15 protein-coding genes and 1 pseudogene are annotated in these 25,637 nt (G+C 56.6%); 8 read left to right on the top strand and 8 right to left on the bottom strand.

Annotation, left to right across the window (positions count from 1 at the left end; all coding sequences use genetic code 11):
• Positions 1 to 215: 215 nt before the first annotated feature.
• On the top strand, positions 216 to 1,217 hold the full coding sequence (locus VN577_00080) for a hypothetical protein (GenBank protein ID HWR13193.1): 1,002 nt from the start codon (positions 216 to 218) through the stop codon (positions 1,215 to 1,217).
• A gap of 108 nt (positions 1,218 to 1,325) precedes the next feature.
• On the opposite strand, the gene VN577_00075 is transcribed toward VN577_00080, so the two are convergent.
• A complete protein-coding gene (locus VN577_00075; GenBank protein HWR13192.1) occupies positions 1,326 to 2,198 on the bottom strand; it encodes a hypothetical protein in 873 nt (290 codons plus the stop codon).
• 135 nt (positions 2,199 to 2,333) lie between these two features.
• Here VN577_00075 and VN577_00070 point away from each other — a divergent pair, with 135 nt between their 5' ends.
• Positions 2,334 to 4,367, top strand: a complete 2,034-nt coding sequence (locus VN577_00070) for an ATP-binding protein (GenBank protein ID HWR13191.1) — start codon at positions 2,334 to 2,336, stop codon at positions 4,365 to 4,367.
• An 81-nt stretch (positions 4,368 to 4,448) separates the two neighbouring features.
• Positions 4,449 to 6,494, top strand: coding sequence for a S9 family peptidase (locus tag VN577_00065; protein HWR13190.1), 2,046 nt, complete (start codon positions 4,449 to 4,451; stop codon positions 6,492 to 6,494).
• A gap of 1,543 nt (positions 6,495 to 8,037) precedes the next feature.
• Here the strand turns inward: VN577_00065 and VN577_00060 are convergent.
• Both VN577_00060 and VN577_00055 read right to left on the bottom strand, forming a co-directional pair.
• A pseudogene (locus VN577_00060) lies at positions 8,038 to 8,502 on the bottom strand (IPT/TIG domain-containing protein).
• A gap of 1,784 nt (positions 8,503 to 10,286) precedes the next feature.
• Complete coding sequence (locus VN577_00055; GenBank protein ID HWR13189.1) at positions 10,287 to 11,147, bottom strand: YihY/virulence factor BrkB family protein; 861 nt, start codon at positions 11,145 to 11,147, stop codon at positions 10,287 to 10,289.
• 182 nt (positions 11,148 to 11,329) lie between these two features.
• Here VN577_00055 and VN577_00050 point away from each other — a divergent pair, with 182 nt between their 5' ends.
• The gene (locus VN577_00050; GenBank protein HWR13188.1) at positions 11,330 to 13,015 is read left to right on the top strand and encodes a M28 family peptidase; all 1,686 of its coding nucleotides are present in this window, start codon (positions 11,330 to 11,332) and stop codon (positions 13,013 to 13,015) included.
• 3 nt (positions 13,016 to 13,018) lie between these two features.
• Here VN577_00050 and VN577_00045 read toward each other — a convergent pair whose 3' ends face one another.
• Together VN577_00045 and VN577_00040 are read right to left on the bottom strand one after the other, a co-directional pair.
• Entirely contained in the window at positions 13,019 to 14,446 is a 1,428-nt protein-coding gene (locus VN577_00045) for a glycosyltransferase family 39 protein (protein ID HWR13187.1), read from the bottom strand.
• A gap of 54 nt (positions 14,447 to 14,500) precedes the next feature.
• Positions 14,501 to 15,709, bottom strand: coding sequence for an ATP-dependent 6-phosphofructokinase (locus tag VN577_00040; GenBank protein ID HWR13186.1), 1,209 nt, complete (start codon positions 15,707 to 15,709; stop codon positions 14,501 to 14,503).
• A gap of 227 nt (positions 15,710 to 15,936) precedes the next feature.
• Between VN577_00040 and VN577_00035 the strand changes: the two genes are divergently transcribed.
• Together VN577_00035 and VN577_00030 are read left to right on the top strand one after the other, a co-directional pair.
• A complete protein-coding gene (locus VN577_00035; GenBank protein HWR13185.1) occupies positions 15,937 to 18,204 on the top strand; it encodes a hypothetical protein in 2,268 nt (755 codons plus the stop codon).
• Between the two features lie 107 nt (positions 18,205 to 18,311).
• Positions 18,312 to 18,608 (top strand): DUF4242 domain-containing protein, encoded by a 297-nt coding sequence (locus tag VN577_00030; GenBank protein HWR13184.1) that lies wholly within the window; start codon positions 18,312 to 18,314, stop codon positions 18,606 to 18,608.
• A gap of 23 nt (positions 18,609 to 18,631) precedes the next feature.
• Here VN577_00030 and VN577_00025 read toward each other — a convergent pair whose 3' ends face one another.
• Both VN577_00025 and VN577_00020 read right to left on the bottom strand, forming a co-directional pair.
• Entirely contained in the window at positions 18,632 to 19,549 is a 918-nt protein-coding gene (locus tag VN577_00025) for a hypothetical protein (protein ID HWR13183.1), read from the bottom strand.
• A gap of 19 nt (positions 19,550 to 19,568) precedes the next feature.
• Positions 19,569 to 20,159: a dCMP deaminase family protein gene (locus VN577_00020; GenBank protein HWR13182.1), complete on the bottom strand. Its 591-nt coding sequence runs from the start codon at positions 20,157 to 20,159 to the stop codon at positions 19,569 to 19,571.
• Positions 20,160 to 20,192: 33 nt separating this feature from the next.
• On the opposite strand from VN577_00020, the gene tsaA reads away from it, so the two are divergent.
• Positions 20,193 to 20,588, top strand: coding sequence for a tRNA (N6-threonylcarbamoyladenosine(37)-N6)-methyltransferase TrmO (gene tsaA / locus VN577_00015; protein HWR13181.1), 396 nt, complete (start codon positions 20,193 to 20,195; stop codon positions 20,586 to 20,588).
• A gap of 88 nt (positions 20,589 to 20,676) precedes the next feature.
• Here tsaA and VN577_00010 read toward each other — a convergent pair whose 3' ends face one another.
• Complete coding sequence (locus VN577_00010; GenBank protein ID HWR13180.1) at positions 20,677 to 24,132, bottom strand: carboxypeptidase regulatory-like domain-containing protein; 3,456 nt, start codon at positions 24,130 to 24,132, stop codon at positions 20,677 to 20,679.
• A 600-nt stretch (positions 24,133 to 24,732) separates the two neighbouring features.
• On the opposite strand from VN577_00010, the gene aqpZ reads away from it, so the two are divergent.
• Entirely contained in the window at positions 24,733 to 25,464 is a 732-nt protein-coding gene (gene aqpZ, locus VN577_00005) for an aquaporin Z (GenBank protein ID HWR13179.1), read from the top strand.
• The last annotated feature ends 173 nt before the right edge of the window (positions 25,465 to 25,637 follow it).

The raw sequence follows: 25,637 nt of genomic DNA, 5'->3' as shown, positions 1-25,637 counted from the left end.
CGGATACCCTATCTGGTTCGAAAAGCAGTCGACGTGTGGTAAACCCTACGAATTATCAGTCACTTACAGGCATCCTCGCCGAAGTGGCGGCTGGAACCATAACTGCACTTAAGTTGTTCGCTTGATTAGGGCCGTCGCCGCAAATCCGACCTTGGCCCCTCCGAAAAGCACCTATACCGAACAGATCATTGGGAGAACGAATGCCGGAAACCGTAATGGATCATATTGTTTCAGAACTCAAGCGAACCGGGCAGAGCTACTATCCCGGCCGCGGCGAACTACGCAACGTTCGCGTGGTGGGTCACACGCCAAAAAGCGACCATTACATCTACGACATCGTGATCGATTTTGCAGACGGAAGTGAGCGGCTGGCAGCAAAGGTGTACCGCGCCAGCAAATGTGGCCAGCAAGGGGCTCGAACGATGGCCCAAACCGAAGGCAAAAACCTGGCGACCGTTTACGAGTTATTTCGGGAGCGCAACCTATCAGGCGTGCCCCGCCCGGTCGGCGACTTTACGGATGTTGGCGCCGTCGTATCGGAAAAGTTCAATGGACTGCCGCTGCAGTCCATCATCATGAAAGCCGCCCTGCTGCCGGGATACGCCGACAACGGTCACCTCGCCGGCGCCGCACGCCAAACGGGGCTATGGCTGCGGAATTTCCATCGCGCGACCGGCGGTTCCCCAATACCTTTCGACGCCGCCGGACTCATGAAGGAACTCGAAAAGCTCTGTGATAACTGCAAAGGCTCAGGACTCGATGACCATTCGGTTAGAACCATTCTGAATGGGGCAAAAGGAATCCTGAATCGGGCGAGCAAAACCGTTCCGGGTTCGGCCGTACTGAACGACTTCACTCCGCTCAACGTTGTGGTCGGAGACGGGGTAGGAATCTGCGATTACGCCAACATGACGATGAACGGCAGTTCATTCAACGACGTCGCCCAGTTCCAGGCCTGCGTGGAAGCGCTGGAGAAGTACCCGTTCTGCAACCGCAATATCACCGCGCAGGTGCAAGACGAGTTTGTGGAAGCTTACGGCGTAAGTGAAAGCGAAGCAGAGATACTCCGCGTCCTAAAGATGAAGGCGTTGCTGGGAATGTTCGCGCAAGGACGCAATGTGAAGGAAAGTGCTGTACGGAAGAAAGTTATGTGGGCCACGGTGATGAAGCGCTTCATTCAAAACTCAGCGCAACGGTCGTTGGCACCCGCAGCGTAAAAGATCATTAGAGGCGAATCAAAGGCCGATCCGGTTGGGTCGGCCTTTTGCTTGCCCCAAGCAAAAAGGCCAAAGCCTTCAGGCTCCGGCCTTTTCACTTCGACCAGATTATTTCTTCTGTTCCGGAGGGGCGGTTCCCTGCTGAGGTTGCTGAGTCTGCTGGTTCTGCTCGGCTGCGCCGATGTCCTGCCCTTCGTAGGTAATCTTGATCTGAGAGCCGAACCGCTTGTAGTTCGTGTATTTCACGATCTGCTTCACGCGAACGTCACCGGTCTTGAAGTGGAGCGTGTCGTCGATCATGGTGTAAGTGGGGAACCAGTACTTGCCATCAATCTGTTCGCGCCACGTGGTGAATTCCGGAAAGAGATTTTCTCCGCTTTTGCTCGTGATGTCGGGCACGTTCTTGCCGCGCGTTTTCACGATCTGGAAATCCTGATCGTCGACCCAGATGCGACCCTGGAAGTAGCGGCGGTTCTTTTCGATCTTCTTGGGTGCGATGTCGAACACGTAGGTATGGATTTCGTCCTGCTGCTGCTGGCCGACGTAGAGGATGTTGTAGTCGGGTATCTCATCGGTCGTGAGGACGAATGGCAGGCGCTTTTCGATGTCGTCCAAATCTTCTCTCGTCATCGAGATCTGCCGCAGCGTCGACTGCGGCGCAAACACAACATTCTCGACACGCTTACCCTTGTCGTCGAAAAGAATGTCGGTGACCATGCGGTACTCACCCAGTGCAGTATTGCCATCCATGTCGTTGACGCGGACGTCCTGTCGCCAGGTGTACTGCTCGCGGGCCAATTTGAATTGTTTTTCCTTAGCGGCGAAGCGCTGGATGATTTCGTCTACCGTGATGTTTTTGGGCTCAGCCTTCTCAAGCGGGCCTTCGCCACGGTCTTCTGCCAGCATCGGCAGGGTCAGAATAGCCAACAGTAGAGGTATTAATACGTAAGTAAGTCGGCGGACCGACAATTGGGTTGTCATAGTGCGTAACTCGGGTTACTTCTTTAGATGCCGCAGGTTACCCGGAAGCTTCGAACCGGAGTACCCGGTTGGCGACTCCCAAACGTAACCTGGCGGGCTGAAACTAATACAGAACACCTGGGTCCTCATTTATACATGACTGGACTTATACAGAAACTTCCGGCGACCCTGGTACTCGGGATACTGGCAGCGGTGTTCCTTGTCACGTGCCGGAAACACTCGTCGGTACGAGTCCGGTTGTGGGTCTGGGGATGGGGCCTGGTTCTCTCGCATTTTGCCATCCGCCTGCTCGAAGAAGCTTCCCGCCTGCCGCGCACATTCATTATCGCTGCGGACCTTACGCTGGTGTCGTTTGCAGGCATCGTTTTCGTAGTCTCGTCATCACCGATAGCAGAATTCCCGGAATACCGCCGCAAATTCCTACTGCTCGTAGGAACACCGGCAGTAGTCCTTAGTTGCGTAGCGGCAACCGGAGCAACGTGGTGGATACTCTCCGCCCTGGCGGCAATGATCATGTACTTCGGCCCCATTGCGTTCTTCGCGACATGCGACTGGCGATGGTCTCCGGGGGTGCTGGCACTCTATGGCGCACTGGCGGCCAGCGGAATAGCGTCCGTTGTGCAAGCGGCCCGCGGAAACACCGAATTTCCAGCGCTGCTGGCGCTGATGTGGATGTTCCTGCTTTCCGGCATCCTTTTCGTTCAGCACTACCGACGGCGCACTCCCGGAGTGATCACGACTTTCCTCGGATTTGCCGGCTGGGCATTGGTATGGGCGATCGCCGCGTTCCACCCGGAATTCGAGAAGATGCTGGGCGAGTTCAGTGAGTTCTGGAATGTCCCTAAATACATCCTTGCATTCGGCATGATCCTGGTTCTGCTGGAAGAAGAAAAGAACATTTCCGATGAAATGCGCCAGCGAGAGCGCGGACTTAACCAGCAACTTGAAAGCTTTGCCGAAGTTACTTCCCGATTGCTGAGCGGACAGGATGTGCGGTCGCTCTGCGGGGACATTGCACGCATCATTACCACCGTGACGACTTTCCGTCGTGTAACTGTTTTGCTCGTTGACGAGCAGCAAAGGTTACATATCGCCGGCTCATCAGGAGTTGAGCCGGACGTATTAGCGAAGCTGGAAATTTCTGTACGCCAGTTGTCCCCGCAGCAGCTCGCAGACTTGGCGACGACCGGTAGGCTGATTGGCCGAACTACGTACGTGCTGTCGCAAAAGGAAATGGAACCATACGGGTCGGTGCCGGGGAAAACAGATTTCGGCAGCAATCCCTTCTGGCAGCGCGGCGATGAACTGATAGTGCCAATCCGGTCTCCGCGAGGCACGTACGCCGGGTTCTTCTCGCTCGACGAACCTCGCGAACTTGCGCGAGTCAACGAAACTGAGATGTCGAAATTGGAGTTGCTGGCCGATGATCTCGGCGTGGCCATTGAGCGGGCTTACCTGCAACGTGAGCTTGTCCGTACGGAAAAACTGGCCGGCATCGGCCAGTTGGTTGCCGGCATGGCCCACGAGTTGAATAACCCGCTGACCGCAGTTTTGGGATACTCCGAAATGCTTTCCGACTTCTCGGAAGACCCGCAGGTCCGGCAGCAGGCGGGTATCATCCAGCGCGAAAGTTTGCGGATGAAGAAGATTATTGAGAACCTTGTCCGTTTCGCGAAACAAGACAAAGCGGAACGGAAGCTTCTCTCGATCAATCAGTCGCTTGAAGAGGCGTTAAAACTCTGTGGATACCAGGCAAAGAGCCGCAACATCGATCTTGAGATGGAAGTGGAAAAAGACCTCCCCATGGTACGGTTCGATGAAGCACAACTAAAACAGGTGTTTCTCAACGTACTGGGAAATGCGCTCGAAGCAGTGGACGGGCTGGAGCATCGGAAGATTACCGTCCGCGCCGGGCTCAATCACGGCATTGTGAGCGTGACCGTCGTGGACAGCGGTCTAGGCTTCGCCGATCCAGAGCGCGTCTTCGATCCGTTCTTCACGACGAAGGGCGTTGGGAAGGGGCCGGGCTTGGGTTTGAGCGTCTGCTACGGCATTGTGAAGCAGCATGGCGGGGAGATCCGCGCCTTCAATGCTGAACCGCGTGGAGCTGGCATCACAATCGAAATGCCAGCTGCACAGCAGGAACTGGCGCTCACCACGACGGTTTGATCCTCGAAGCGAGTTCCTAAGACGCAGACTCCGATCCGCTTTTCGTTTACACTTTCCCGTTTGCTTTCCGGAGGCTTATTCATGCTGCTGCGCCGCCTTGTTGCTTTCATATTGCTGCTTGCGCCAATCGCTCTCGCCCAGACCAAGCGTCCATTCACGTTCGTGGACATGATGGCGTTGAAACGCGTGGGAGACCCGACGCCCTCACCCGACGGCAAGTGGGTGGTCTTCCCTGTTCAGGATGTTGATCTCGAAAAAAATACCAAGGCGACGCATCTTTGGATCATGCCGGCTGGTGGCGGAGAAGCACGCCAGATCAGCCAGGGACCGGGCGAAGATGGGCCGCGCTGGTCGCCCGACGGCAAGTCGGTGCTGTACATCTCCGCGCGCGACGGCGAATCACAGGTGTGGGTTTCGGATTTCGATTCTGCCCGCGGAATCTTCGTCACCGATCCCCGAAAAGTCAGTTCGATTTCAACAGGAGCTGATGGAGCGATCTGGTCGCCCGACGGCAAGAACATCTTGTTCACGTCTTCCGTGTATCCGGACTGCCCCAGCGATGCTTGCAACCAACAGCGCAATGACGAGCGCAACAAGTCGAAGGTGAAGGCTCAGATCTTTACGCGCCTGTTTTACCGGCATTGGTCGACTTACACGTACGGAAAGCGCACGCACCTATTTGTGGTCCCGGCGGAGGGTGGTACCGCCCGTGACATCACGCCGGGTGACCACGACGTGCCTCCATTCAGCCTGGGGGGACAGGCGCTTTATGCGATCTCGCCTGACGGTAAAGAAGTAGCCTTCACAAGCAACATCGACGAACTAGAATCCGTCAGCACAAACAACGAAGTTTTCATAGTGCCCATCTCCGGCGGCACACCGAAGAAGATCAGCACGGCCCCAGGCAGCGATTCCACTCCCCTCTATTCGCCCGACGGCAAATGGATCGCTTGGCGCATGCAGATGCGCAACGGCTACGAAAGCGACCGCTTCCGCCTGGTGCTCTACAACCGCCTGAAAGGGCAAATCAAGAACCTGACCGAATCTTTCGACCAATGGGTGGAAGCCTTTGCGTGGGCTCCGAAATCGGACGCACTGTATTTCGTGTCGGAATATCAGGGCGAAGCGCCGCTGTACCGGATCGGCATCAACGGTGGCAAGCCTACGCTGGTGCAGGGTGGCCACGTCGATTCGCCGGCCGTGTCTCCCGATGGAGCAACGATCTTCGTGACGGGCCAGAGCATCGCCATGCCGAACGAGATCTTCGCCATCCATGACGGGCGTGGTACGGCGATGAAGACACAGTTGACTCACATCAATACCCCAGTTCTGTCGCAAGTCGCCATGTCACAACTGGAGCCCTTCTGGTTCAATGGCGCACTGAAGACGAAGGTCCACGGCTTCCTTCTGAAGCCGCCACAATTCGAACCGGGCAAGAAGTATCCGGTGAAGTTCCTGATCCACGGCGGCCCGCAGGGTGCATGGGGAGATTCCTGGACATACCGGTGGAACGCTCAGCTATTTGCCGCCGACGGTTACGTGGTAGTGATGATCAATCCGCGAGGGTCTACCGGCTATGGTCAGAAGTTCATCGATGAGATTAACGGTGACTGGGGAGGCAAGCCTTACGAAGACTTGATGGCCGGTCTGGACTACGTGGCGAAGACGTATCCATTTATCGATGGTCAGCGGGTGTGCGCCATGGGAGCAAGCTACGGCGGTTACATGGTGAACTGGATGCTCGGCCATACGAACCGGTTCAAGTGCTTCGTCTCCCACGACGGACAGTTCAATACGATCTCCGCATATGGGACTACGGAAGAACTATGGTTTCCCGAATGGGAATTCCAGGGTACTCCGTGGACGAATCGTGCAACCTACGAAAAATGGTCGCCCAACAACTATGCCACCAACTTCAAAACACCCACATTGGTGGTTCACGGACAACTCGACTACCGCCTCGACGTCTCAGAAGGATTCCAGTTATTTACTTACCTTCAGCGGTTGAAGGTGCCGTCGAAGATGCTGTACTTCCCTGACGAAGGGCACTGGGTTCTGAAGCCTCAGAACAGTCAGCTTTGGTACAAGACTGTGAACGAGTGGGTGGATTCGCATTTGAAGAAGTAGCCGGAGAGGGCACAGCGCCGGAAGCGACAGCCTTCTGACGCTGTGCCCTCCGCGATTCCTGAGTGAAAGTGAGCTCTGCATCTGCGGCAATGGCCCGAACCACAAGGCGGCTTCGACGTTCATCCTGAGCATCGAACTTCATCTCTGCCAATCCTGAAGAATCTGACTGCGTATGGAATGAAAAAGAATCCGACAGTTCCGATTCGTTCGTTTCTTTCGCGGGAGAATACACGTCTACGAAGAAGGAAACACTGGCACCGGCAACAGGTTGGCCTTGTGAGTCGGTAAGCTTGATTGCGAAGTCATTCCCGGAACTTGGGGCACGCTCAATTCGCACACGATTTGCCACAGCGGGGCTGGAAGAAGTTGAGTTGCGTGAAGCGGTTGTCACGGCAAGACTGCGTGGTGACAGCGAACGCGGTGAGGCTGCGGCGGTCGGGACGGATGCAATGGATTGCGCCTCACTCACCGCGGCCGAGATCACCGGCGGGGGCATACTATCGATCCAGATGGTATGCATGCTCAGGTCGATTCCGGACACTCCAGCGATTGCGCGCATCAGGATATCTACAGGTTGGTAGGGGTCTCCCGTGACCTGGGTACGCGCGATGCCCTCTGCATCGGTTACGACCGTACTGCTTGAACTCGCGAGCACCACCGGTTGTTCCTTGACGGTAATCACAAGGTCGCCACGCACGATCTGTTGCTGACGCGTTTGCGCCCGATACACGTCGCTTCGAAAGAAAACTGGTGCTCCGATCACAGGCAGGCCGGCGGCATCCACCACGCGCACGACTGCCGGATTGAATGTGCCTCCAACGCCGACTGTCTGTTGATCGCCCGATACACGTTGAACAACCATGTTGGAGGGCAACACGGGACGAATCAGCAATGTCCGGCAAGGGGCATTCGAAGGTGCTACGCAGGCGCTGATGTTCGCATCCGAGGCGATCTGAGAAACGAGAATGGTCGTGCTTGCGGTTCCGCTAGCATCGGTGACCACCGATGGGTATGTGAATGTTGCGGAACCGCTGTTGAGCAGGAAATTGACCGTGCGGCCCTGGCTCGGCAATCCATTTTCGACCACGACCGCCGAAACCCTCAGCGATGCGCTCGCGCCGGAACTCACGTTTATCACCGGCCTCGGCAGTGAGATTTCCAGTGCCGAGGCTACTCCGTTCACGGTTGTCTGAAGAGCGCTGGCTCTCGGCATCGAAAAATTGATTACGCTCGGACCTGCCGCCTTGACCTGTATGTAGGCATCAACACCTCCGCTCTGGTCGGTAACGAAAGCACAGGGATTTGAAGTGCATCCGACGATCGCCGCCGACGAGGGAGCAGTGAACAGGACAGTCGCTCCCATGACGGGCGTTCCGTCGTGAGCATCGATAACGCGCACGCGAATCGGATTGGGCGCCTGCGTCCCGACGGGAACCTGCGGATTACTGCCACTGACGAGAACTAGCCTTGTATTCGCGGCGCCGATGCGAAGCACACTGTCCATTTTCGCCGTCTCACCCGTTGCCGGATCGCTGACATACACTGAGTAGTACCCGTCTGGAAACGCGGGAGTAGTGAACACGATGCTGTCCGGACCCTGAATACTCGCCGGTACCTGTTTCGTTTCTACGAAGACCTGCGTTCCAGCCGTGAATCCGATCCCGGTGAGATGTATCAGGGCGCCGCCTGTGACTGGCGCGCGCTCGGGAACGATGTCGTGGGCATAGAATACGTGCGCTCCGTAGCGAAAGTCTGGGCGGCCATCACCCCGCAAGTCGGCGATTCCCAACTTGCACTCGGCGTCCCAGGGAACAATAAGTTCCAAGTGGGTAGTGCCGTTCAGCGACGTATGTGCCCAGGCGCTTTCGTTGTTCTCAGCGTCGCCTTCCCTCCAGGCGCCAAGCACTGGCTGGAGTTTTGAGGTTGTGGGAGCACCGTTTGAGTCCAGTGCCACGGTGTTGAAAGACAAGGTGCGATTGCCTCGACAGGGGAAGTGGACGAAATCCATATCGCCATAGCCACTGATGGTTCCAAACCAAGTTCCTCCAACCGGGAGCGGAACCGATGAGGCAAATGTGTTGGGCTCTAGATCATCTTCAGGCTCCGTGTCGGAATCCTGCATTACGATGTCGCGCGTCACGTGTTCGCCACGCCGGACTTGCACTCGAACCGGCGTGAACGAACCTGATGGCATAACCTGTGCTTTTTTATAAGGGCCGACCGACGCGGAATCAACGTACAGACTATCCACGGGCTCAACGCTGAGTTCGAAGTACGCTTCGTTAAATCCCTCTGGGATCTCGATCCCCGCCAGGTCGAAGAAGCCCTCCAGTTCAGGATTGTCAGAGCCGAATCGATCCAGCAACTTAGTGTTGGCACTGATCATATTTCCGGCATTGCCGCGAAAGAGGAATCCCGAAACGCTTGCGACGGAATACTGGCGCGACACACGGTTTGTCATCGGATCAACGAGCCGCCCGATGACATTGACACCCTGCATCCCCTGTCCGGGAATCCCGCGCCATGGTGAGAATCGAACGTTGCCTGTGATGCGTGCGGTCGTCTGGGCAAAAACCTTCTTTCCCGAAAAATCAGAAGCATTCTGCTCCGTCACCGGATACAGCCGCGACAAGGCTGCGCGGTCGTCACTCCGTGGCCGATCTGCATCGCCGCGGCAGCCGCTCTCGTTGCACAGCGAACCCACAGCATGCATGACAGGGAACCCGGCGTAATCGTCGAACATCGGCGGAGGTGTTCCCCAGATCACGCTGTCGTTCAACTGTGCGTAATCGAGCCCAAGTACTCGCCCGAAAGCTCGTACCAGTCGATAGCGAAGAATCGAGATCTCCGACGCCGTTTGGGCGCAGTTTCCGTTGATGACGATCAGTGCGTGTCCGAAATGCCCATCCGCGTTAATTTGATCAATTTGCGTGTAGATGGAACTGGTGGAGCACATTTCGGCCGAACCCGCTCCCATTAATGCGTCAATCACGCTTCCATCGGCGTCGTACACGATGGCCAGCGGCTTTCCGGAGGCAGGATCCAGATCGGACGGCTTGGTGAAGGTGTCGTTTACCAAATAGAAGTTAGTGCCGTCGACGTTCTCGTTGAGGGTACCGGCACGCACTGCCGTCAGGGCGGCCGTGGGAATAGATGTCCAGCGGGAAAACGCGTCGGCTACGAATTGATCTGCCAGTTGATTCGGAAGCAGCAGACTGAGATCACCCTGATCCGTGTAGTACTCGACCTTGCCGTTGAGCCAGGTAATCGGAGTGCCTGCTAGTCCGTCCTGAAACGTTCCCTTGCCCGCAACATAAAGCGGGCCACCCGCAAGCGCATACTGGGATAGCAGAATAAGGATGAAGAAGAGCCTCTTCATCCTCGCAGTCCGCGCAGTGAATTACTCCGCAGCCTGGCACACGTTATTTGAGATTCGCCGTGGGTGGAACGCGCGCCAGACTGCGAACTTGCCTTGCTCTGCGAAGCGAGGAGTTGGGTTTGCGGCGCGGGTGTACGCCACAAACCCTGGGGCCCTGCGATCCAGGAATCCGCAATCCCGCTGAAGCACTTGGAGGAAACAGCTCGGTGTTGAAGGCGTGACTGTTGCTGTTGAGCCTTCTCGACAGCAACAGGGGGCTTTGCCGCAACAAAGAGCCTGTCCAACGGGAACCTCATGGAAACCTCGAACCGCGCGTGGAGAATACGAACGATTCAGGGTTGCCACAAGGTATCCGGTCACTAACGCTGCAGTTTTTTCGCGGAGAGAAGTTTCAGAAAGGAACAGCTTGCACTTCAATGACCGTTCGTCTCTGCTGTTGCGCCATTCTCGGCACCCAGTGCGGAAAGGTGAGCACCGGCCAGCAGCATCATCCCCGAGAGGAACGCCCAGAAAATCAGCGTCACAGAAATGTTGAACGGTCCGTAGACTTCCTTAAAGTTAAGCCACGGCAGGCTAAGGATATATACATATTTCGCTACTTCCATGATCACGCCCATCACGAACGCTGACGGGAACACCGCCTTCGCTGACACCTTGCCGTGTGGCAGTATCCAGTAAATCAGGAAGAAGATCGACACGGTGCACGCGATAGCGAACACCTTCATCACGACAAACGAGATCACATCGGAAACGATGTTGTCGCCAAGGATGTGTCCGAGCAGCAACTGGTTACCGGCTGCCAATGCGATCGAGATCATGGCCAGCACACCGCAGGCGATCGCAAGTGCTAGAGCGATGATCTGATTCCCGAGATACGAACGGTTCTTCTTGAATCCCCAGACTTCATTTAAAGCCACTTCCAGCGGCAGAAATACCCCAGTCGAAGTGAACAGCAGGATAAAGACCGAAATCACCTGGGCCTTGTGCCGTGCGTAGACCATCTCCCGCAGGTTGCGAACAATGAAGTCCTGTCCGGTGGGGAGGTAATCACGAAGTAGGCTTACGATCACGTCGAACATTGCCTGGGAGTGGAACACCGTCCGCGACAATGTCAGCAGCAGTACCACGAAAGGGAAAAACGACAGAATCGCGTTGGCGGCCACCGAAAACGCGAACGTGTGCACATCCGTACGCGTCAGGTATTTGATCGTGGGCCAGGCCTGCTGCCGGAGCTTCCGGACAGTGGCGTTCGCCCACGCCAATTGTTGGCCCATATGCGGCTCTCGTGCGGTGACCGGTGCCGAGGAGGAACTCACATTGAAATCGTACCAAACTGCGCTTTCGGATGCGCTCCGCAGGATGCCCTAGCTGTAATCCGAAGGTATTGCAGCTTTCGGTGTTAGTTTCGGTCGCGAATTGAGGTTCACTGTTTACAATAGAGGGTTCCGGAGACCTGATGAAAGCCCTTGTACTCCTGCTTAGCCTTCTTGCGTCCTCATTTGCGGCGCAACAGCAAAAACCCGCGTCGCCTGAAGCTCCCGCTCCCTCGCCCATGCGCAACGCCATGGCCGCGGTCAGCCCGGCAAACATTCGCACCCATGTGAAGTTCTTGTCGTCTGACCTGCTGGAGGGACGCGGTACCGGCCAGCGCGGAGGCGATATCGCTGCCGAGTACATCGCGTCGCAGTTTGCCCTGTACGGACTGAAGCCAGCCGGCGACAACGGTACTTACATGCAGCGTGTGCCGATGATCGGTATCGCCACCGACCCGGGAAGTACCATTTCACTGTCCTATAACGGCGGCAAGCCGACACCGCTGCGCATGTTAGACGACATTGTCGCCATGGACGAAAGTCAAAGTGCGATCAGCGACCTGGAAGGCATGCTTGTCTATGTCGGATACGGTATCGACGCGCCCGAATACGACTGGAATGACTACAAGGGCATCGACGTAAAGGGCAAAATCCTACTGATGCTGGTGAACGAGCCTCCATCGAAGGACGAGAAATTCTTCAAGGGCCCTGCGCTCACCTACTACGGACGCTGGACGTACAAGTACGAAGAGGCCGCCCGGCGTGGCGCCGCAGGTGTGATGCTCATCCACCAACCGGAAATGGCCAGCTACGGATGGGATGTAGTCCGTAACTCCTGGGGCGGAGAACGCGCCTACATCCGCACGGAAAACACACCGAAGCTCAAGCTGGCGTCGTGGATCCAGTACGAAGTCGCTCAGCAACTTGCGAAGTCCATCAACCGCAAAGCCGACGACCTGATCAAGATGGCACAGTCGAAGGACTTCAAGCCCATTCCCATGCCGGTCCAAATCAGGGCTCACATGATTTCGAAGATTCGTCCTTTCGATTCGAACAACGTTTTGGCTCTCATCAGTGGATCGGACCCGAACGTTGGCGGCGAAGTGGTGATGTACAGCGCGCATTATGACCACCTGGGCTTCCGCGTCGGCGTCCCCGGAGACAACATCTATAACGGCGCAGTCGATAACGCCACCGGTTGCGGGATGCTCCTTGAAATGGCGCGGGCGTACTCGACCCAACCATCGCCAAAACGCTCAATTCTGTTTGCCGCGGTAACCGGAGAAGAGCAGGGGCTCCTCGGATCGCAGTACCTCGGACAGAATCCTCCCGTGCCTGCCGGGAAGATTTCCGTGGCGCTCAACTTCGACGGTATCCGTCCGGACGGAATTCCTGAACAGATCCAGGTCTCCGGGTCCGAACGAACCTCCCTCTTCCCTTTAGTTGCGGATACGGCAAAAGAGTACGGTCTGGATATCCGCGGCGACTCCAATCCGGGTGCCGGACACTACTACCGTTCCGACCACTTCAGTTTCGCTCGCGTTGGAATTCCTGCGTTCTCAGTTCAGGAGGGCCTGAAGTACAAGGGCCATCCCTTGGAATGGGGTGTGCAGCGCGAAATGGATTACAACGAGAAGCGGTATCACCAGCCCACCGACGAATTCGACCCGACGTGGGATTTCGCCGGATTGGCCGAGTTGTCGAAGTTTGGCATTGAGCTCGGTTGGAAAATTGCCGATCAGGACAGCTTGGCTCAGTGGGTCCCCGGAGACGAATTCGAGGCAGCGCGAAAACAGAGCCAGCAAGCTCAGCAACCGGCGAGCAAATAATCGCTACTTAACGGTGCAGCTAAAAACTTCGATACCTCGGAATTCCTGTGGGCGGCAATCGTAGCGACGCTCGACAAGTCCCAAGAGGAATCGCGTGTATTCGTCTGGCGTGCCACGAGGAGTATTGCGGTTCAGCACGATCCAAAGTCTGCTCGGGGCTTGCTCCAGTTTGGCCGCGACACGATCTTCCATTTCAGCTTCGAAGTCGCGGTACGTCATCCGATCTCCTCGCGCAGGTGTGATCACCATCGGTGCGTTATTCGCCTTCTCACGGCCTTCATAATAGGTGAACGCCTGACGCCCGAGCGCCTGGTGAAACAGGATTCCGTCACTCGGCTTCGAATTGTCCAGAACGTAACTTGTCGCCGACCTCCAGTCATCCTTGGTGTCGGTCTTCCAGTTCAGAAACTGCGTTCGCACGCTAAAGAAAAGAATCACCGCGAGTATCGCTAAGACGAGTGACCGCGGAAGCGAAACCAGAGCGGTCGCTGCCAACAAGAGAAAAGGCGGCAGACAGATGATCAGAAATCTCGGCGCCAACATGGGCTGTGCGAACGAGCCGAGCAGGATCAGGCCGACGGGAACAAGCAGCCACATCCAGAGAAATAATGTATTCGCTTGCTTTCCCCAATAGATGATGGCTGCCAGCGCCGCCATTGGCAGCAGAACGAGCGCAAGATCCGCACCGCCTGCCAGTTCACTGAATGCGGAGGTCAGCCCCGACCACGACAGTGGCGGCACCCAATTCAATTGGCCCAGCCGCTTCAGCGTGATGAATGCCGCTATCGGCATCAAGGCAAGCGCCATTTTCCCCAGCAGTGCTCGGTGTTTGGGAAGATTTTTCGCCGAATACAACAGGTGCACCAATAACACGAGCGCAGCGAAGAAGTGCGCGTACACGGCCAGCACCATGCTGACGCCCCACCACTTCCAAGCACGCACATCAGATGACTTCAACCCGCGCAACAAGAACCATGATCCGGCCGTAACCAGAAGGCAGGCCAGGCTGTAGCCTCGGGCCTCCTGCGCATACTCGACGGCGAACGGACTCAGCGCAAATAACAATGAAGCGATCAGTCCCGTCCTCCGGTCGCGCAGTTCCCTTCCGATCAAGTAAACGAATGGGACCGTTCCCGCAGAGAACACGGCCGACACTGCACGGATCCACGCCTCGCTTGAACCAAAGAATACCCATGGACGCAGGAGCAGGTAGTAGAGCGTCATGTTGCCTTCGCGCCGCCACAGGACTTTGAAGAAGTCGATCCACGGTAGCCGCACGATACCTACGCTTGCAGCCTCGTCGATCCAGAGGCTTTCGTGCCCGATGTAGAGAAAGCGCCACACCAGCGCGAGCAAGGCGAGGGTGCCGACCAGCAGTTTTTCATTGCGCGGATTCGGCGAAGCACTCTCCACAGCGACCTTATAACACATGCCCGAAATGAAACGGGCGACCCGAAGGCCGCCCGGTGGAAAAACACTCGCAGTCTACACGTATTCGCTGGTCATAATGAACAACGGCTTCATTTCGAAGCTCTTGTAGTGCGGACGAAGCCTGTCCGTGTTGTAGTGCTCTTTCACATTGACGATCTTCTTCGACGCCGTCACCACCTCGATCGGCGTGTTGTCATAACGGCCGTTCTTCAGCACCACTAATCGTCCATGGACCTTGTTGAGAATCAGGTCGAGCGCCAGGTTTCCGTACGCCATGGGAGCAATCGAGTCGATAGCGTCGGGATCGCCGCCGCGCACCATGTATCCCAGTTTCTGGGTGATGCACTCGATCTTCTTGCCCTTGTTGAACTTCGGAGAAAGCGCCGTTAGCTGGTCGGCTACCATGTCGCCGATCCCGCCCAGTTTCTTGTGACCGAATGCGTCTTCCTCGTGTTTTGCGAAGACCATTTCGCCACCTTCGAACATGGCGCCTTCCGAGATCAGCACCACCGAGTAACGGCTCGGGTTCTTGTAGCGATCTTCAATCAGCAATTCCGTCAGGCGTTCGATGTTGAACTTGTGTTCGGGAATCACGCAGCGGTTTGCCGATCCCGCCATGGTCGGAAGCATCGCCGTGAAGCCTGCGTAGCGACCAAAAACTTCCAACACGAGAAAGCGCTCATGCGATCCGGCCGAGGTGCGGAGTATGTTCGCCATCTGGATCGTACGCGTCACGCAGGTCGAAAAGCCGATGCAGTAGTCGGTTCCGGGGACGTCGTTGTCCATCGTCTTCGGAATGGCGACAACCTTCACGCCTTCCTGGTCGAGGCGCACGCCGTAGCTGAGCGTATCGTCGCCGCCGATCGGGATGAGGTGGTCAATGCCGAGCCATTCCAGGTTCTTCAGAACCTCGGGAGTGAGATCGTTCTTCTCGGCGTTGTACGTGGCTTTCAGGTGCTCGGGAACACTTCCCTTGCTTACTTTGCTCGGATTCGTACGGGATGAATGCAGGAATGTGCCGCCGGTGCGACCTGCGCGGTTGACGATCTCTTCGCTCAATACCTGGTAGTGCTCTCCATTGTCCACGTCCTTGTCGCGGACCATGTCCACCAAACCACCCCAGCCACGCCGGATTCCGACGACCTGGTATCCCTCACGCAGTGCGCGAATCGTGACCGCCCGGATCGCTGGATTCAGTCCCGGCACGTCGCCACCACCAGTCAAAATGCCAATAACACCTTTTTTCGAATTCACCAATGCCATGTCCTCTGTTTGCCTCCAATTCTATCTTCTATGGAGACGTTTCAAACCCGTGTGATGAAACTCACTTTCAAAAGTGATAGAAGCATAATCAGAACTGATACTGTGAGTTCCCGGCGTGTTCGTGTTCATATCCAGGCGCTTACCTGTTTCGTAAACCAACGTAATGTTTGGTTCCACCTTGAAGCCGTGGTAGCCTTCACCCGTACGGGTGTGCCTTTTCAAGGCCCATGGCGTTTCCATTCTTCCAACGCGAGAATCTTGCCGAACTGGCCCAACAGTTTGAGATCAACACGTACATTCCCAGTATTGAACTGCAGGGACTCGTGGCCGGCGTGGATAACGTTCGCTATGACGTTTGGCTCTCGCCACTGTTCGTTGAAACCTTGCGACAGCACGTTGCCCGCCTCGTAGCCAAGGCCGGACAGGTTGAAGACATACTTGCCCGTCCCGCCGAAGCCACGCTGCGCATGGGGCACCCGAAACCATCGAATCCTGCACCGGTCGACGTCACGGAATTCAAGCGGCGCCTTACGGACCTGCAGGTCGGCTCGCTCACTCGCGCCAAGACCGAAGGCAACATCTCACTCGATTTTCTCTGCCGGATTGCCATCATCAAACTGCTTCGCGCCGAGTTGCTTGACCAGTACAACTCCACTCTTGAACGCCTGCGCACGCGCGTAAAAGCCTACGAAGGCCCGCGCCAGATGAGCATCCAAAAGGGCGTCGAGTTGCGTGAGCGTTGCGTGGGTTTCCAGATGGCTAAAAAGACGATTCTTCGCAAGGCTGGAGAAGAACTCTTCCACACCATTCGCGAGGTGGAGAAAGAAACGCTGCTTCGAATGCGTCGCTCCCTGCTGGGCACCGGAGATCTGCCCGGTTACGACCTCTTCATCAATGCACTGCTTTTCACCGAGAACGGACGCGACGATCACCTCAACGCCGAGCATTACGTGATGCTCGGCAACTTTGAGCGCGATCCCGACCGGTATCCCCGCATGCTTGAGATTGCGCGAGGCTATCTCAAGTCGCTGAATCTCGGCACCAGCGCAGATGAGTTCGACGCGATTCTTGCTGCTCCGGAAAACGCGCACGAACTGTTCGCCAACGGCACGCCGGATGAATCCACCGGAGCCGGCAAAGCACAGAAAGTCCTGCTGGATTCGTGGGGACAGCTCCTGGTCCGCGAAGGCGTTTTGGATCACATCATCGGGGCGTACGAGGCCGTACCGCTTTTGTCCGAGTACACCCCGCAGGTCAACGCGCAGCAACTCAAGAACGCCTTGATCTCGCGGACGGAACGTACCCGCGTGGAAACACTGCTTTCCGAACAGAGCAGGCTTTCCCAAAGCGCGTTCCAGACGGCGTTAAGCCGGGTGGCTTCCTATCGTATTCCCGATAAAGCCAAAATCTCCGGGCGATTCATGCGCGACTTCATGCGCTATCATCGCGACCTGAAGCGCCTGGATGTGCTTTCGTCCGCAATGGACATGGTCTCCGTGGTCAGCTCCGACAAGTTGCGGAACCTCTCCGAGATTAATCGCACTCTTTACGAGTTCCTGCTTCCGGAGGAGGTGAAACCTGCGGAAGAGCAGGTCAGCCACCACATCATTCTTAAGGCGGACATCCGCGACAGCACTACCCTTACCCGCACGTTGTTCGAGCGCGGCTTGAACCCGGCGTCGTACTTTTCATTGAACTTCTACGATCCCGTGAACAAGCTGTTGCCGAAATACCAGGCCACCAAGGTCTTCATTGAAGGCGATGCCGTCATACTTGCGCTCTTTGAGCACGAAGGCGAACGCGGTGTCGGCGTGGCGAAGACCTGCGTGCTGGCACGCGAGATGATCTCCATCGTCCGTGCCTACAACGAATTGTCGGAGAAATCGGGTCTGCCGACGCTGGAACTCGGTATCGGTATCTGTTATCAGGACACTCCTCCGATGTACCTGATGGACGGCGAACACCGCATCATGATCTCCAAGGCGCTCAACGAGAGCGACCGCCTCGCCTCGTGTAACAAAGGAGCGCGCAAAACGTTCGATATCCCCGACAGCACCTTCAACGTCTACTGCGTCCAAACCGTGGACGACAAAGACACAGGCGGCAACCCGGACGAATTCCTGATGCGCTACAACGTCGGCGGCGTCCACATGAGCGAAGAAGCTTTCCAGAAACTCGGGACCGAGATCTCTCTGGAACTCTTTGAAATCGAATTGCCGACATACTGGGGTAAAGAGAGAGTCAGACTCTACAGCGGACTGGTCCCAGTCGCTCCCGAGGTCTTCCACCGCATCATCGTCCGCGAATCAAAAGTCGCCCGCGTCGGGGCGGACTTTAAGATCACCAACTGGACCGACCGCCTTTACTACGAGGTTTGCACGAACGAATCCCTTTACGAGAACCTCGAGATTCGCCTGAAAGCCCGCCAACTACAGGACCGGAGCGGCGTCTATAGCCTCGGCGAACTGAAGAAGACGCACGCCACCGGGCAATAACGAAACTCGCTCCTCTACAAATTGGCGCGGCTTCCCTTTTCCCCTGAATCATCCTATGCTGTTTCGACTTGGTGAGGAGCCGGCCAGCCGCCGGCAAAGGAGATGTCATGCGCCGTTTCATGATCGAACGGGAAATTCCAAAAGTAGGGAGTCTGGAACGCGAGCAGTACCGCGAAGCCGCACAAAAGTCGAACGAAGCCCTGCGCCAACTCGGCCCGGACATTCAGTGGGCCTATTCGTTCGTCGCTGCCGATAAAACCTTCTGTGTTTACTACGCGAAGGACGAATCCATCATTCGCAAGCACGCCGAGATTAGCGGTTTTCCGGCTAACAAAATCACGGAAATTCCGAAGACTATCGACCCCACTACCGCTACACCGGACGCGAAGGCCAAAGCGCAATGAGTCAAGGCCGGACGATTCCGGCCTTATTCTTTGCATTTGTCATCGACGGCTCGGATCTCCTGCAGAATTAACTTCAGTTCAGGTGACAGGTTCCGTCTCGCAAGGTCCCAGAAACCGTCCGGTCCCGCAAGCACGTAATTCCGCAATGTCTCCGGGTTCGTCGACTCCCGCTCCAACCAGAGTGCGACTGGAAGTGCTCCCCATTTTTCGTCGAAGTGCCCGTTAGAAAGATCGCGGGTCAGCCGTTGCGCTTGTTCCGATGACGCGCAGCTAACGGCCGAGAGTCGAGCCAGCATCCTGGGTTCGAGCACTCGAAGCGTCTCCACGGTTTTCGGAGCAGGTCTCCCATTCTGAGAACGCCAGGTCTCAGACAATGAATAAAAGTTTCCCATTCCTTCCGTCCACATTTCAGTGAGTGCGAGCCGCAGCGGCGTATTTAGGGGACTGGGATGTTTCGCAAACCACGCCTTCTGGAGCAGGTGAGTGTACTCGTGCCGGAAGAAGCGATCTATCCGCGCAACGTTCTCAGGCGATTGCGCGTTGCCGTACAAGGCGTTCAGCCGTTCGACGTCGAACCCGATCGTGTGCGGATCGTGAGTAAATGCGTCGTCTGCACCCCGATTCCCTACCACGATTTGGGCTTCCGGCGCGGCGACTGGCCGAAACGGCGCGGCTAGCCTCGGGATTTCCGTTTCCCAATTGGCCGCTTTCGACTCGATCAGCTCAAGCCACTTTTGCTCCTGAGCGTTGTACGGTTTGACGAGCGGCTCGATTTCCCGGAACTTCCCTTCCGGCAATCGGCGCGCCATCATCTCGCGCCATTGTTGCGTGGCACGCCCGGAACCGTCCGTGCCCGGAATAACTTTCAGCAGTTGACCCGCGGCGCAGGCCGACAAAGACAGCGTCAGCACAAGAGCACAGAGCAGCTTTCTAACAAGCATGCAAAAGCTTTCTTTCGATCTACGATTCCATCCCGTGTTGGTCCACAACCACGGAAGCCGATTTAGGCGGAAGAGCCCAGTCAGCCTCAGGATCCTCCATCTCAAGCTGGTGAACACCTTCCGGAAACTGGCCCATGAGAATTCGGTACTGCCGCTCCTGGTCGTCGTCGCGCGGCGAAGTCCACGGATGGATGTAGTAGATACTCTTCACCCGTGCCTGCAGCATCTCCTTCAGACAGCCGAAGCATGGTTGCGTGGTGGTGTAGATAGTGGAACCTTGGATACTGATCCCAAAGCGTGCGGCGGAAATGATCGCATTCTGTTCCGCATGCACGCAGATGCAAAGGTCGTATCCGGTGCCCGACTGGTACTGCTTGTCGCGGTTCAAGCAGCGGATACATCCGCCATCGGAGCAGTTCACCATCTTCGTCGGCGTGCCGTTGTATCCGGTCGAGACGATTCGATCATCCACAACGATGGCCGCACCGACTTTCTGTCCACGACAATCGGCACGCTTCCGCACCGCGATCGCAATTCCCATCAGGTACTCATGACGTCCCGGGCGGCGGGATGATGGCAGGGTTCCAGCAGTGTTTCCACTCTTATCCATAAGAATCGGTAAATTGTACGGCAAAATAGATAAATGACTGAGAGCACATTTTTGCTGAAGCCCATCGGAGTCGTGAGGTCGGCGCTGGCCGATCGGAAAAATGCTCCGCGACAAGGGTCCGAAGGCGCGCCGGAAGCCTGGATCGAGATCCTGCCGGAATTTCATCCGGGACTCGAGGGAGTGGAAGCGGGCGCGGAAGTCCTGCTGCTGACGTGGCTTCACCTCGGCAGACGCGAAACGATGAAAGTACATCCGCGAGGGACGGGGCCACTGACCGGCGTCTTTGCCACGCGCTCTCCAGATCGGCCGAATCCGATTGGCATTCACCCCGCGACCGTCCTTGAAGTCGATGGCGGTCGCATCCGCCTTTCAGGCTTGGAAGCGGTGGACGGGACGCCCGTTGTCGATATCAAGCCGGTCATCTGCTGAACTCAGTTGCTAGGCGATTGATCGCCTCTCTCAAAGAATAAAAAAGGGCAGGCCCCCTCAGCCTGCCCAATCGTTCTGCCCTGGTGCGTCAGAACGTAAGTTTCAACTGGGTCTGTATCAACCTCGGCGAAGCATCCGCGCCAAGGAACGATCCGTAAATCGAAGTCGGAGCGTTCACCGTGACCACGCTCGTGCCGAAACTGGGATCGGTCACGTCAGCCACTGGCTGGTCGAAGTTCGGATGGTTGAACAGGTTATAAGCGGTTACGCCGAGTTGCAGGCGAGCGTGCTCCCATTTTGGAATCGGGATGCCCTTCGTCAGGGTCAAATCGGTATCGAAGAAATGCGGCCCGTAAACCTGGTTACGCCGCTGGTTTCCGAAACCGGTTGTGCTCTCCGCGAAGTTGTTCTTCAACGCCGGACACTGGCCGTTCCAGGCGTTCGCGTACTGCGAACCGCACTGCATGCTGCCGCTAGCACCGGTCTGATCGGCAAAAACCACGCCCGACGGGTCGTAACCGAAACTGGTCAGCGCACCTCCAATGCTGGTGTCGATGACCGTGAACGGCATACCCGTCCTCGCAAACAGCGTTCCCGCGATTGTCCAATCTCCCAGCAGGTGTCCCAGGAAATTTCCGTTGAACGCATTTCGTGGAGTCGTGTAAACGTAGTTTGCGCTGAAGTAGTGGCGAATATCGTAGTCCGCATTTCCGTACATGTTCTGCCGAACGTTGAACGGGTTCTGCGGAGCCGTAATACTCGTGTTCGTGTCGAAGTTGTAAGGCGTAATGCCCTGACCTCCGTTGGAAACGAAGTCCAGCGCGTGACTCCACGTGTAGTTGAACTGGAACTGCAACGCTGAAATCCGCCGCATGAACGAAGCGGTAAAGCCGTTGTAATTCGAGTTATAACCCGACGAGATTTCGGTCACGTTCAGGAATCTTGCATCCATCGGCGAAGTCGGCAGTCCCGAGAACGACGAGAACGGCAATGCTCCTGACGTGGGATCGCTCGCCGGACTCAAACACGTCGTCGAATCCGCCGGCATCGTCACCGGGTTCGTAAGCCCGCAGTAGGCGTTCTGGCCGGTGTTGTTGATCTGCTGCCAAATGCCGTGATTGCCTACATACTTCAGGCTCAAAGACATCTTGGCTCCCAATTGCTTCTGGACCTGCAAATCCCATTCCTGGAAACGAGGCGTATGGATGTCACTCCCCACGTTGAAGAAGTTGGGACTCGAGAAGCCCGTCAGACCGCCCGTCGCTGCCATTACGGCGTTGTTGAGGTCATTAAAGTTCGATCCGTCGGCAAATCCTGTCCGCAACGCCGCCGCTGCTGCCGCGGTCGCCGACTGGCCGTTACCCGGCGTCGTCGGACCGAACGGCAGTCCGCCTACTGTGAACGATGGATCGCCCGGCAGGTTATTGATGAGGCTGTCCACGAATCCAGCGGGCAACGTGCTGTTGAAGATGCCGAATCCGCCGCTGATTACCAATCCCCGGTCAACCCCAAACGGACTGAAGTTGAAGCCGAACCTCGGCTCAATCGTCCACGGATGATACGAATCCGGCAACGCAAGGTGCTGGTTCGAAAGGATTGTCTGGTTGTAAGGCGTCGCTACGCTGTGATCAACAGACGTGAACGGCGAAGTAAACCGGTTGAAGCAATCGGTGTTGCATGCCGGGTTCGAGTTGCGGTCGAACCGCAGCGCGAACGTAAGGCTCAAGCGTGACGCCGCATGCCAAACGTCCTCGCCGTAGAAGCCGAGGTTGTACAGGGTAACCGGCTGCGTTAAACGAGTTGGATAAGCCTGCGTGAAGTTTGTTGCCAAACCGTTGAAGAAGTCGGTCAAACCCTCGCCGGAGACGAGCGGCAACGAACCGATGCCCGGTCCGTAAGTCGTCACGTCGTAACGCGAGAAATTTGCGCCTAACTTGAACGTGTGATTTCCCATCGTGTGGCTCAAGTCATCCACAAAGCCGTACTGCGTAACGTTTCGGCCCTGCGGTGTACCGCTTGGAGCCGAGTAGTTCCGGCCAATCGGGAACAGCGCACCTGAGGAAAAGGCAACTTCTACTGGCTGGAATGCCAGGGTTGCTTTGGGATCCGCCTGCTGGAAGATCGCGCGATAATACGATCCGTTCAGGCTGAACGAATTCACCGTGTTGGTTCCGAACGAGTGTACTTCCTGGAGTTGTCCTTCGTACTGCGGCTGAAAGCTCTCCAGGTTGAAGATGGGATTCAACGGATCTGTGTAGGTGGCTTGGACGCCGCGATCCATACGGAAGTGGACGAATGCCTTGTCGGAATCCGTGAAGTTGTGATCAACCCGGCCGGTGACGAGCCACTCGTGCGTCTTGCCGGCTACCGTGGAGTTGTAACGCAATGCGCAAGGTGTGCCACCGTCTCCGAACCCGGCAGTGCCGTTGAAATCGGCGCACCCACCGTGCGACAGGATGTTGCGAGCGGAACTCGAACCTGGAGCATTGTTATAGATATTGAACATGCTCTGGTATAGCGGCACCTCCGACGGATTTGTCCCGGCCAGGTTCGCCAACGTCGCCTGCTGGAATTGCTGAGTAGGAACGTTGACATTCCTCGACACGGGCACAATCACATACAGCCCTTCGGTGTTCGCGAAGAAGAAGGTCTTGTCCTTCCGGATCGGACCGCCGAACGATGCCGCCCACATGTTGTCGTTGACGAAGCCGCGTTGAGTTGGCGGATCATTCTGCTTGTTGAAGTAGCTGTTGGCGTTTACCTTGCGACCGTTCCAGCGCCAGCTTGCATTTCCGTGGAACGTATTCGTGCCCTGCTTGCTGACGTAGTTCACGTTCGCTCCGGCCATCGAGTACGCACCCGAGTAGCCGTTGGTCACCACGGACGCCTCGTCCACATCATTCTGGCCGAGCAGGATGTTGGTGGCTCCGGAGTTGTTCAGGTTCAGGAAGGGATCGTTCTCCGGCATGCTATTCACGGTGAAGTTATTCGAGTTCGCCGGAAGGCCGTTGCTGGAGAAGTTGCCGTATCCGCCCTGACTGTTCATCACGGAACCAGGGGCCGTCTGCGCGATGTAGCTCAGATCTCCGCCGCCGTTGGGAACCAACTGGATCTGCTCATTCGACATTGTGGTGGTCAGTGAAGGAGTCACGGTCTGGATGACTCCGCTCTCGGCCGTCACCGTCACTTCCTGGGTAGCAGTTTCCACGGGAAGCTGGACATTGATGGTTGACGATTGGCCTACGCTGACTGCGACAGTGCGCGATGTCTTCTTATAGTTGGGCGCCGACACTGTAAGGGTGTACGTTCCAGGCGCGAGCAGCGGGAAATTGTACAGTCCTGTCGCATTGCTGGTCCGGGTGAACGTTTGCCCGGTGTTGCTTTGCAGGGTCACCGTTGCTCCGGTGACGACCGCGCCGCTTGGATCGGTGACGGCGCCTCGGATCTCTCCTTGTGTAAGGCTTTGGCCCTGTGCTGGTTGTGATACGAGGAAGAACACTACGCCGAACGCCAACGCGACGGCGAGTGTAAATCTAGCTTTCATGAGTTCCTCCACCAGATGTCTGGTTCGAAGTGAGCTGCCGTCGTCCGCAGCAGTCCCACACCCTGCAGACGAAGAGCGGCGGCCCGGTGAGTAGTTCCATCGAGAGAGTGCTCCGAAGAGAACTGCTGACGATGAAGGCCTGGCTTTTGCCTGCTGAAGGTTTTCAGGAGGAGGAAGACGGTGAGTGGATGGTCAACAACTGCGAGCTACTTTGTCCCCAGCGCGAAACGAACGTTCGCGACCCCACAAAGAGCGGTGCACGTTCTTAGCCATTTGTCGGGTGTTCATTCTAAAGCGAATTAGCCGTTGTCATCATCGATGACATACAGAATTCGGGACGTATGAGTTCGTGAGCCTTCAGAATTCTGGAGTACCCAACGGCAACTTGGCGCGACGACGTGCATCAACATAAACACGCGGTGTTTTGCGGCGAAGTATAAAGAAGTTGTAAATCAGAATTGCTAACGATAGCGGTAAGTCTCCCGCCGCCCCCCGAGAAATCCAACCACCATTCTCGACGCTTGACACTTCCCTTGCCCGGTCTATAATCCGGCGCGTCAGACGGGCCCTCACTCGTACTTTCATTTCGGGAGGCTCATCATGCCGCTTTCGAAGCGTGCTTTCGCTGAATTCTTCGGTACTTTCTGGCTGGTCTTTGGTGGTTGTGGGGCAGCTGTCCTCGCCGCCGGCTTTCCTCAACTCGGCATCGGCTTCGCTGGCGTCGCACTCGCCTTCGGGCTCACTGTTCTAACCATGGCTTTCGCGATCGGGCACATCTCCGGATGCCATCTCAATCCCGCCGTTTCCGTCGGTCTCTTCGTGGGCAAGCGCTTTCCCTCTTCGGAACTCTTGCCTTACATTGTTGCGCAGGTCGCCGGGGGTATCGTGGGTGCCGGGGTGCTTTACATCATCGCTTCCGGAAAAGAGGGCTTCTCCACCGCGGCTGGATTCGCGTCCAACGGCTACGGTGCTCATTCGCCGGGCGGATACTCGCTTCCAGCATGTATCACCGCCGAAGTCGTGCTGACCTTCTTCTTCCTGCTGGTGATCCTTGGCGCCACGGACCGCCGCGCGCCCCAGGGTTTCGCCGGTATTCCGATCGGACTGGCACTCACGCTGATCCATTTGATTGGAATCCCCGTGACTAACCTGTCGGTTAACCCGGCGCGCAGCACCGGACCGGCCGTTTTCGTGGGTGGGTGGGCACTGGCCCAACTGTGGATGTTCTGGCTTGCTCCGATCGTCGGCGCAGCTCTCGCGGGCGTGGTCTACTCATCGGTCTTCGCGGAAAAGGAGGCAGCCAAACCACTTCGTGCGGTGGCAGGAAAGTGATCCGCTAGTTCTTAGTTGTCGTTGGTATTTGGTGGCGAAGTGTGTTTGGTGCTCCGCCTACCCCACCCGAAACCACAAGCTGTTGTATCTGCCCGAATTGCACTGCAGGGGTACCCCCACCCCCCTCCCCAGTTAGAAAACAAACGACTTGCAAGACGGACTATGAAAACAAA

It is taken from the genome of Terriglobales bacterium (genome assembly GCA_035561515.1).
Classification (GTDB): Bacteria; Acidobacteriota; Terriglobia; order Terriglobales; family Acidobacteriaceae; genus DATMXP01.
Note: the sequence above shows the minus strand (reverse complement) of the source record. Positions and strands in the feature narration are given on the sequence as shown.

Coding starts and splice junctions, on each gene's coding strand:
- VN577_00080 (HWR13193.1), top strand. CDS start 216: ATGGATCATATTGTTTCAGAACTCAAGCGAACCGGGCAGAGCTACTAT.
- VN577_00055 (HWR13189.1), bottom strand. CDS start 11,147: ATGGGCCAACAATTGGCGTGGGCGAACGCCACTGTCCGGAAGCTCCGG.
- VN577_00045 (HWR13187.1), bottom strand. CDS start 14,446: ATGTGTTATAAGGTCGCTGTGGAGAGTGCTTCGCCGAATCCGCGCAAT.
- VN577_00010 (HWR13180.1), bottom strand. CDS start 24,132: ATGAAAGCTAGATTTACACTCGCCGTCGCGTTGGCGTTCGGCGTAGTG.
- VN577_00070 (HWR13191.1), top strand. CDS start 2,334: ATGACTGGACTTATACAGAAACTTCCGGCGACCCTGGTACTCGGGATA.
- VN577_00030 (HWR13184.1), top strand. CDS start 18,312: ATGCGCCGTTTCATGATCGAACGGGAAATTCCAAAAGTAGGGAGTCTG.
- VN577_00050 (HWR13188.1), top strand. CDS start 11,330: ATGAAAGCCCTTGTACTCCTGCTTAGCCTTCTTGCGTCCTCATTTGCG.
- VN577_00025 (HWR13183.1), bottom strand. CDS start 19,549: ATGCTTGTTAGAAAGCTGCTCTGTGCTCTTGTGCTGACGCTGTCTTTG.
- VN577_00075 (HWR13192.1), bottom strand. CDS start 2,198: ATGACAACCCAATTGTCGGTCCGCCGACTTACTTACGTATTAATACCT.
- VN577_00065 (HWR13190.1), top strand. CDS start 4,449: ATGCTGCTGCGCCGCCTTGTTGCTTTCATATTGCTGCTTGCGCCAATC.
- tsaA (HWR13181.1), top strand. CDS start 20,193: ATGACTGAGAGCACATTTTTGCTGAAGCCCATCGGAGTCGTGAGGTCG.
- VN577_00040 (HWR13186.1), bottom strand. CDS start 15,709: ATGGCATTGGTGAATTCGAAAAAAGGTGTTATTGGCATTTTGACTGGT.
- VN577_00035 (HWR13185.1), top strand. CDS start 15,937: ATGGCGTTTCCATTCTTCCAACGCGAGAATCTTGCCGAACTGGCCCAA.
- aqpZ (HWR13179.1), top strand. CDS start 24,733: ATGCCGCTTTCGAAGCGTGCTTTCGCTGAATTCTTCGGTACTTTCTGG.
- VN577_00020 (HWR13182.1), bottom strand. CDS start 20,159: ATGGATAAGAGTGGAAACACTGCTGGAACCCTGCCATCATCCCGCCGC.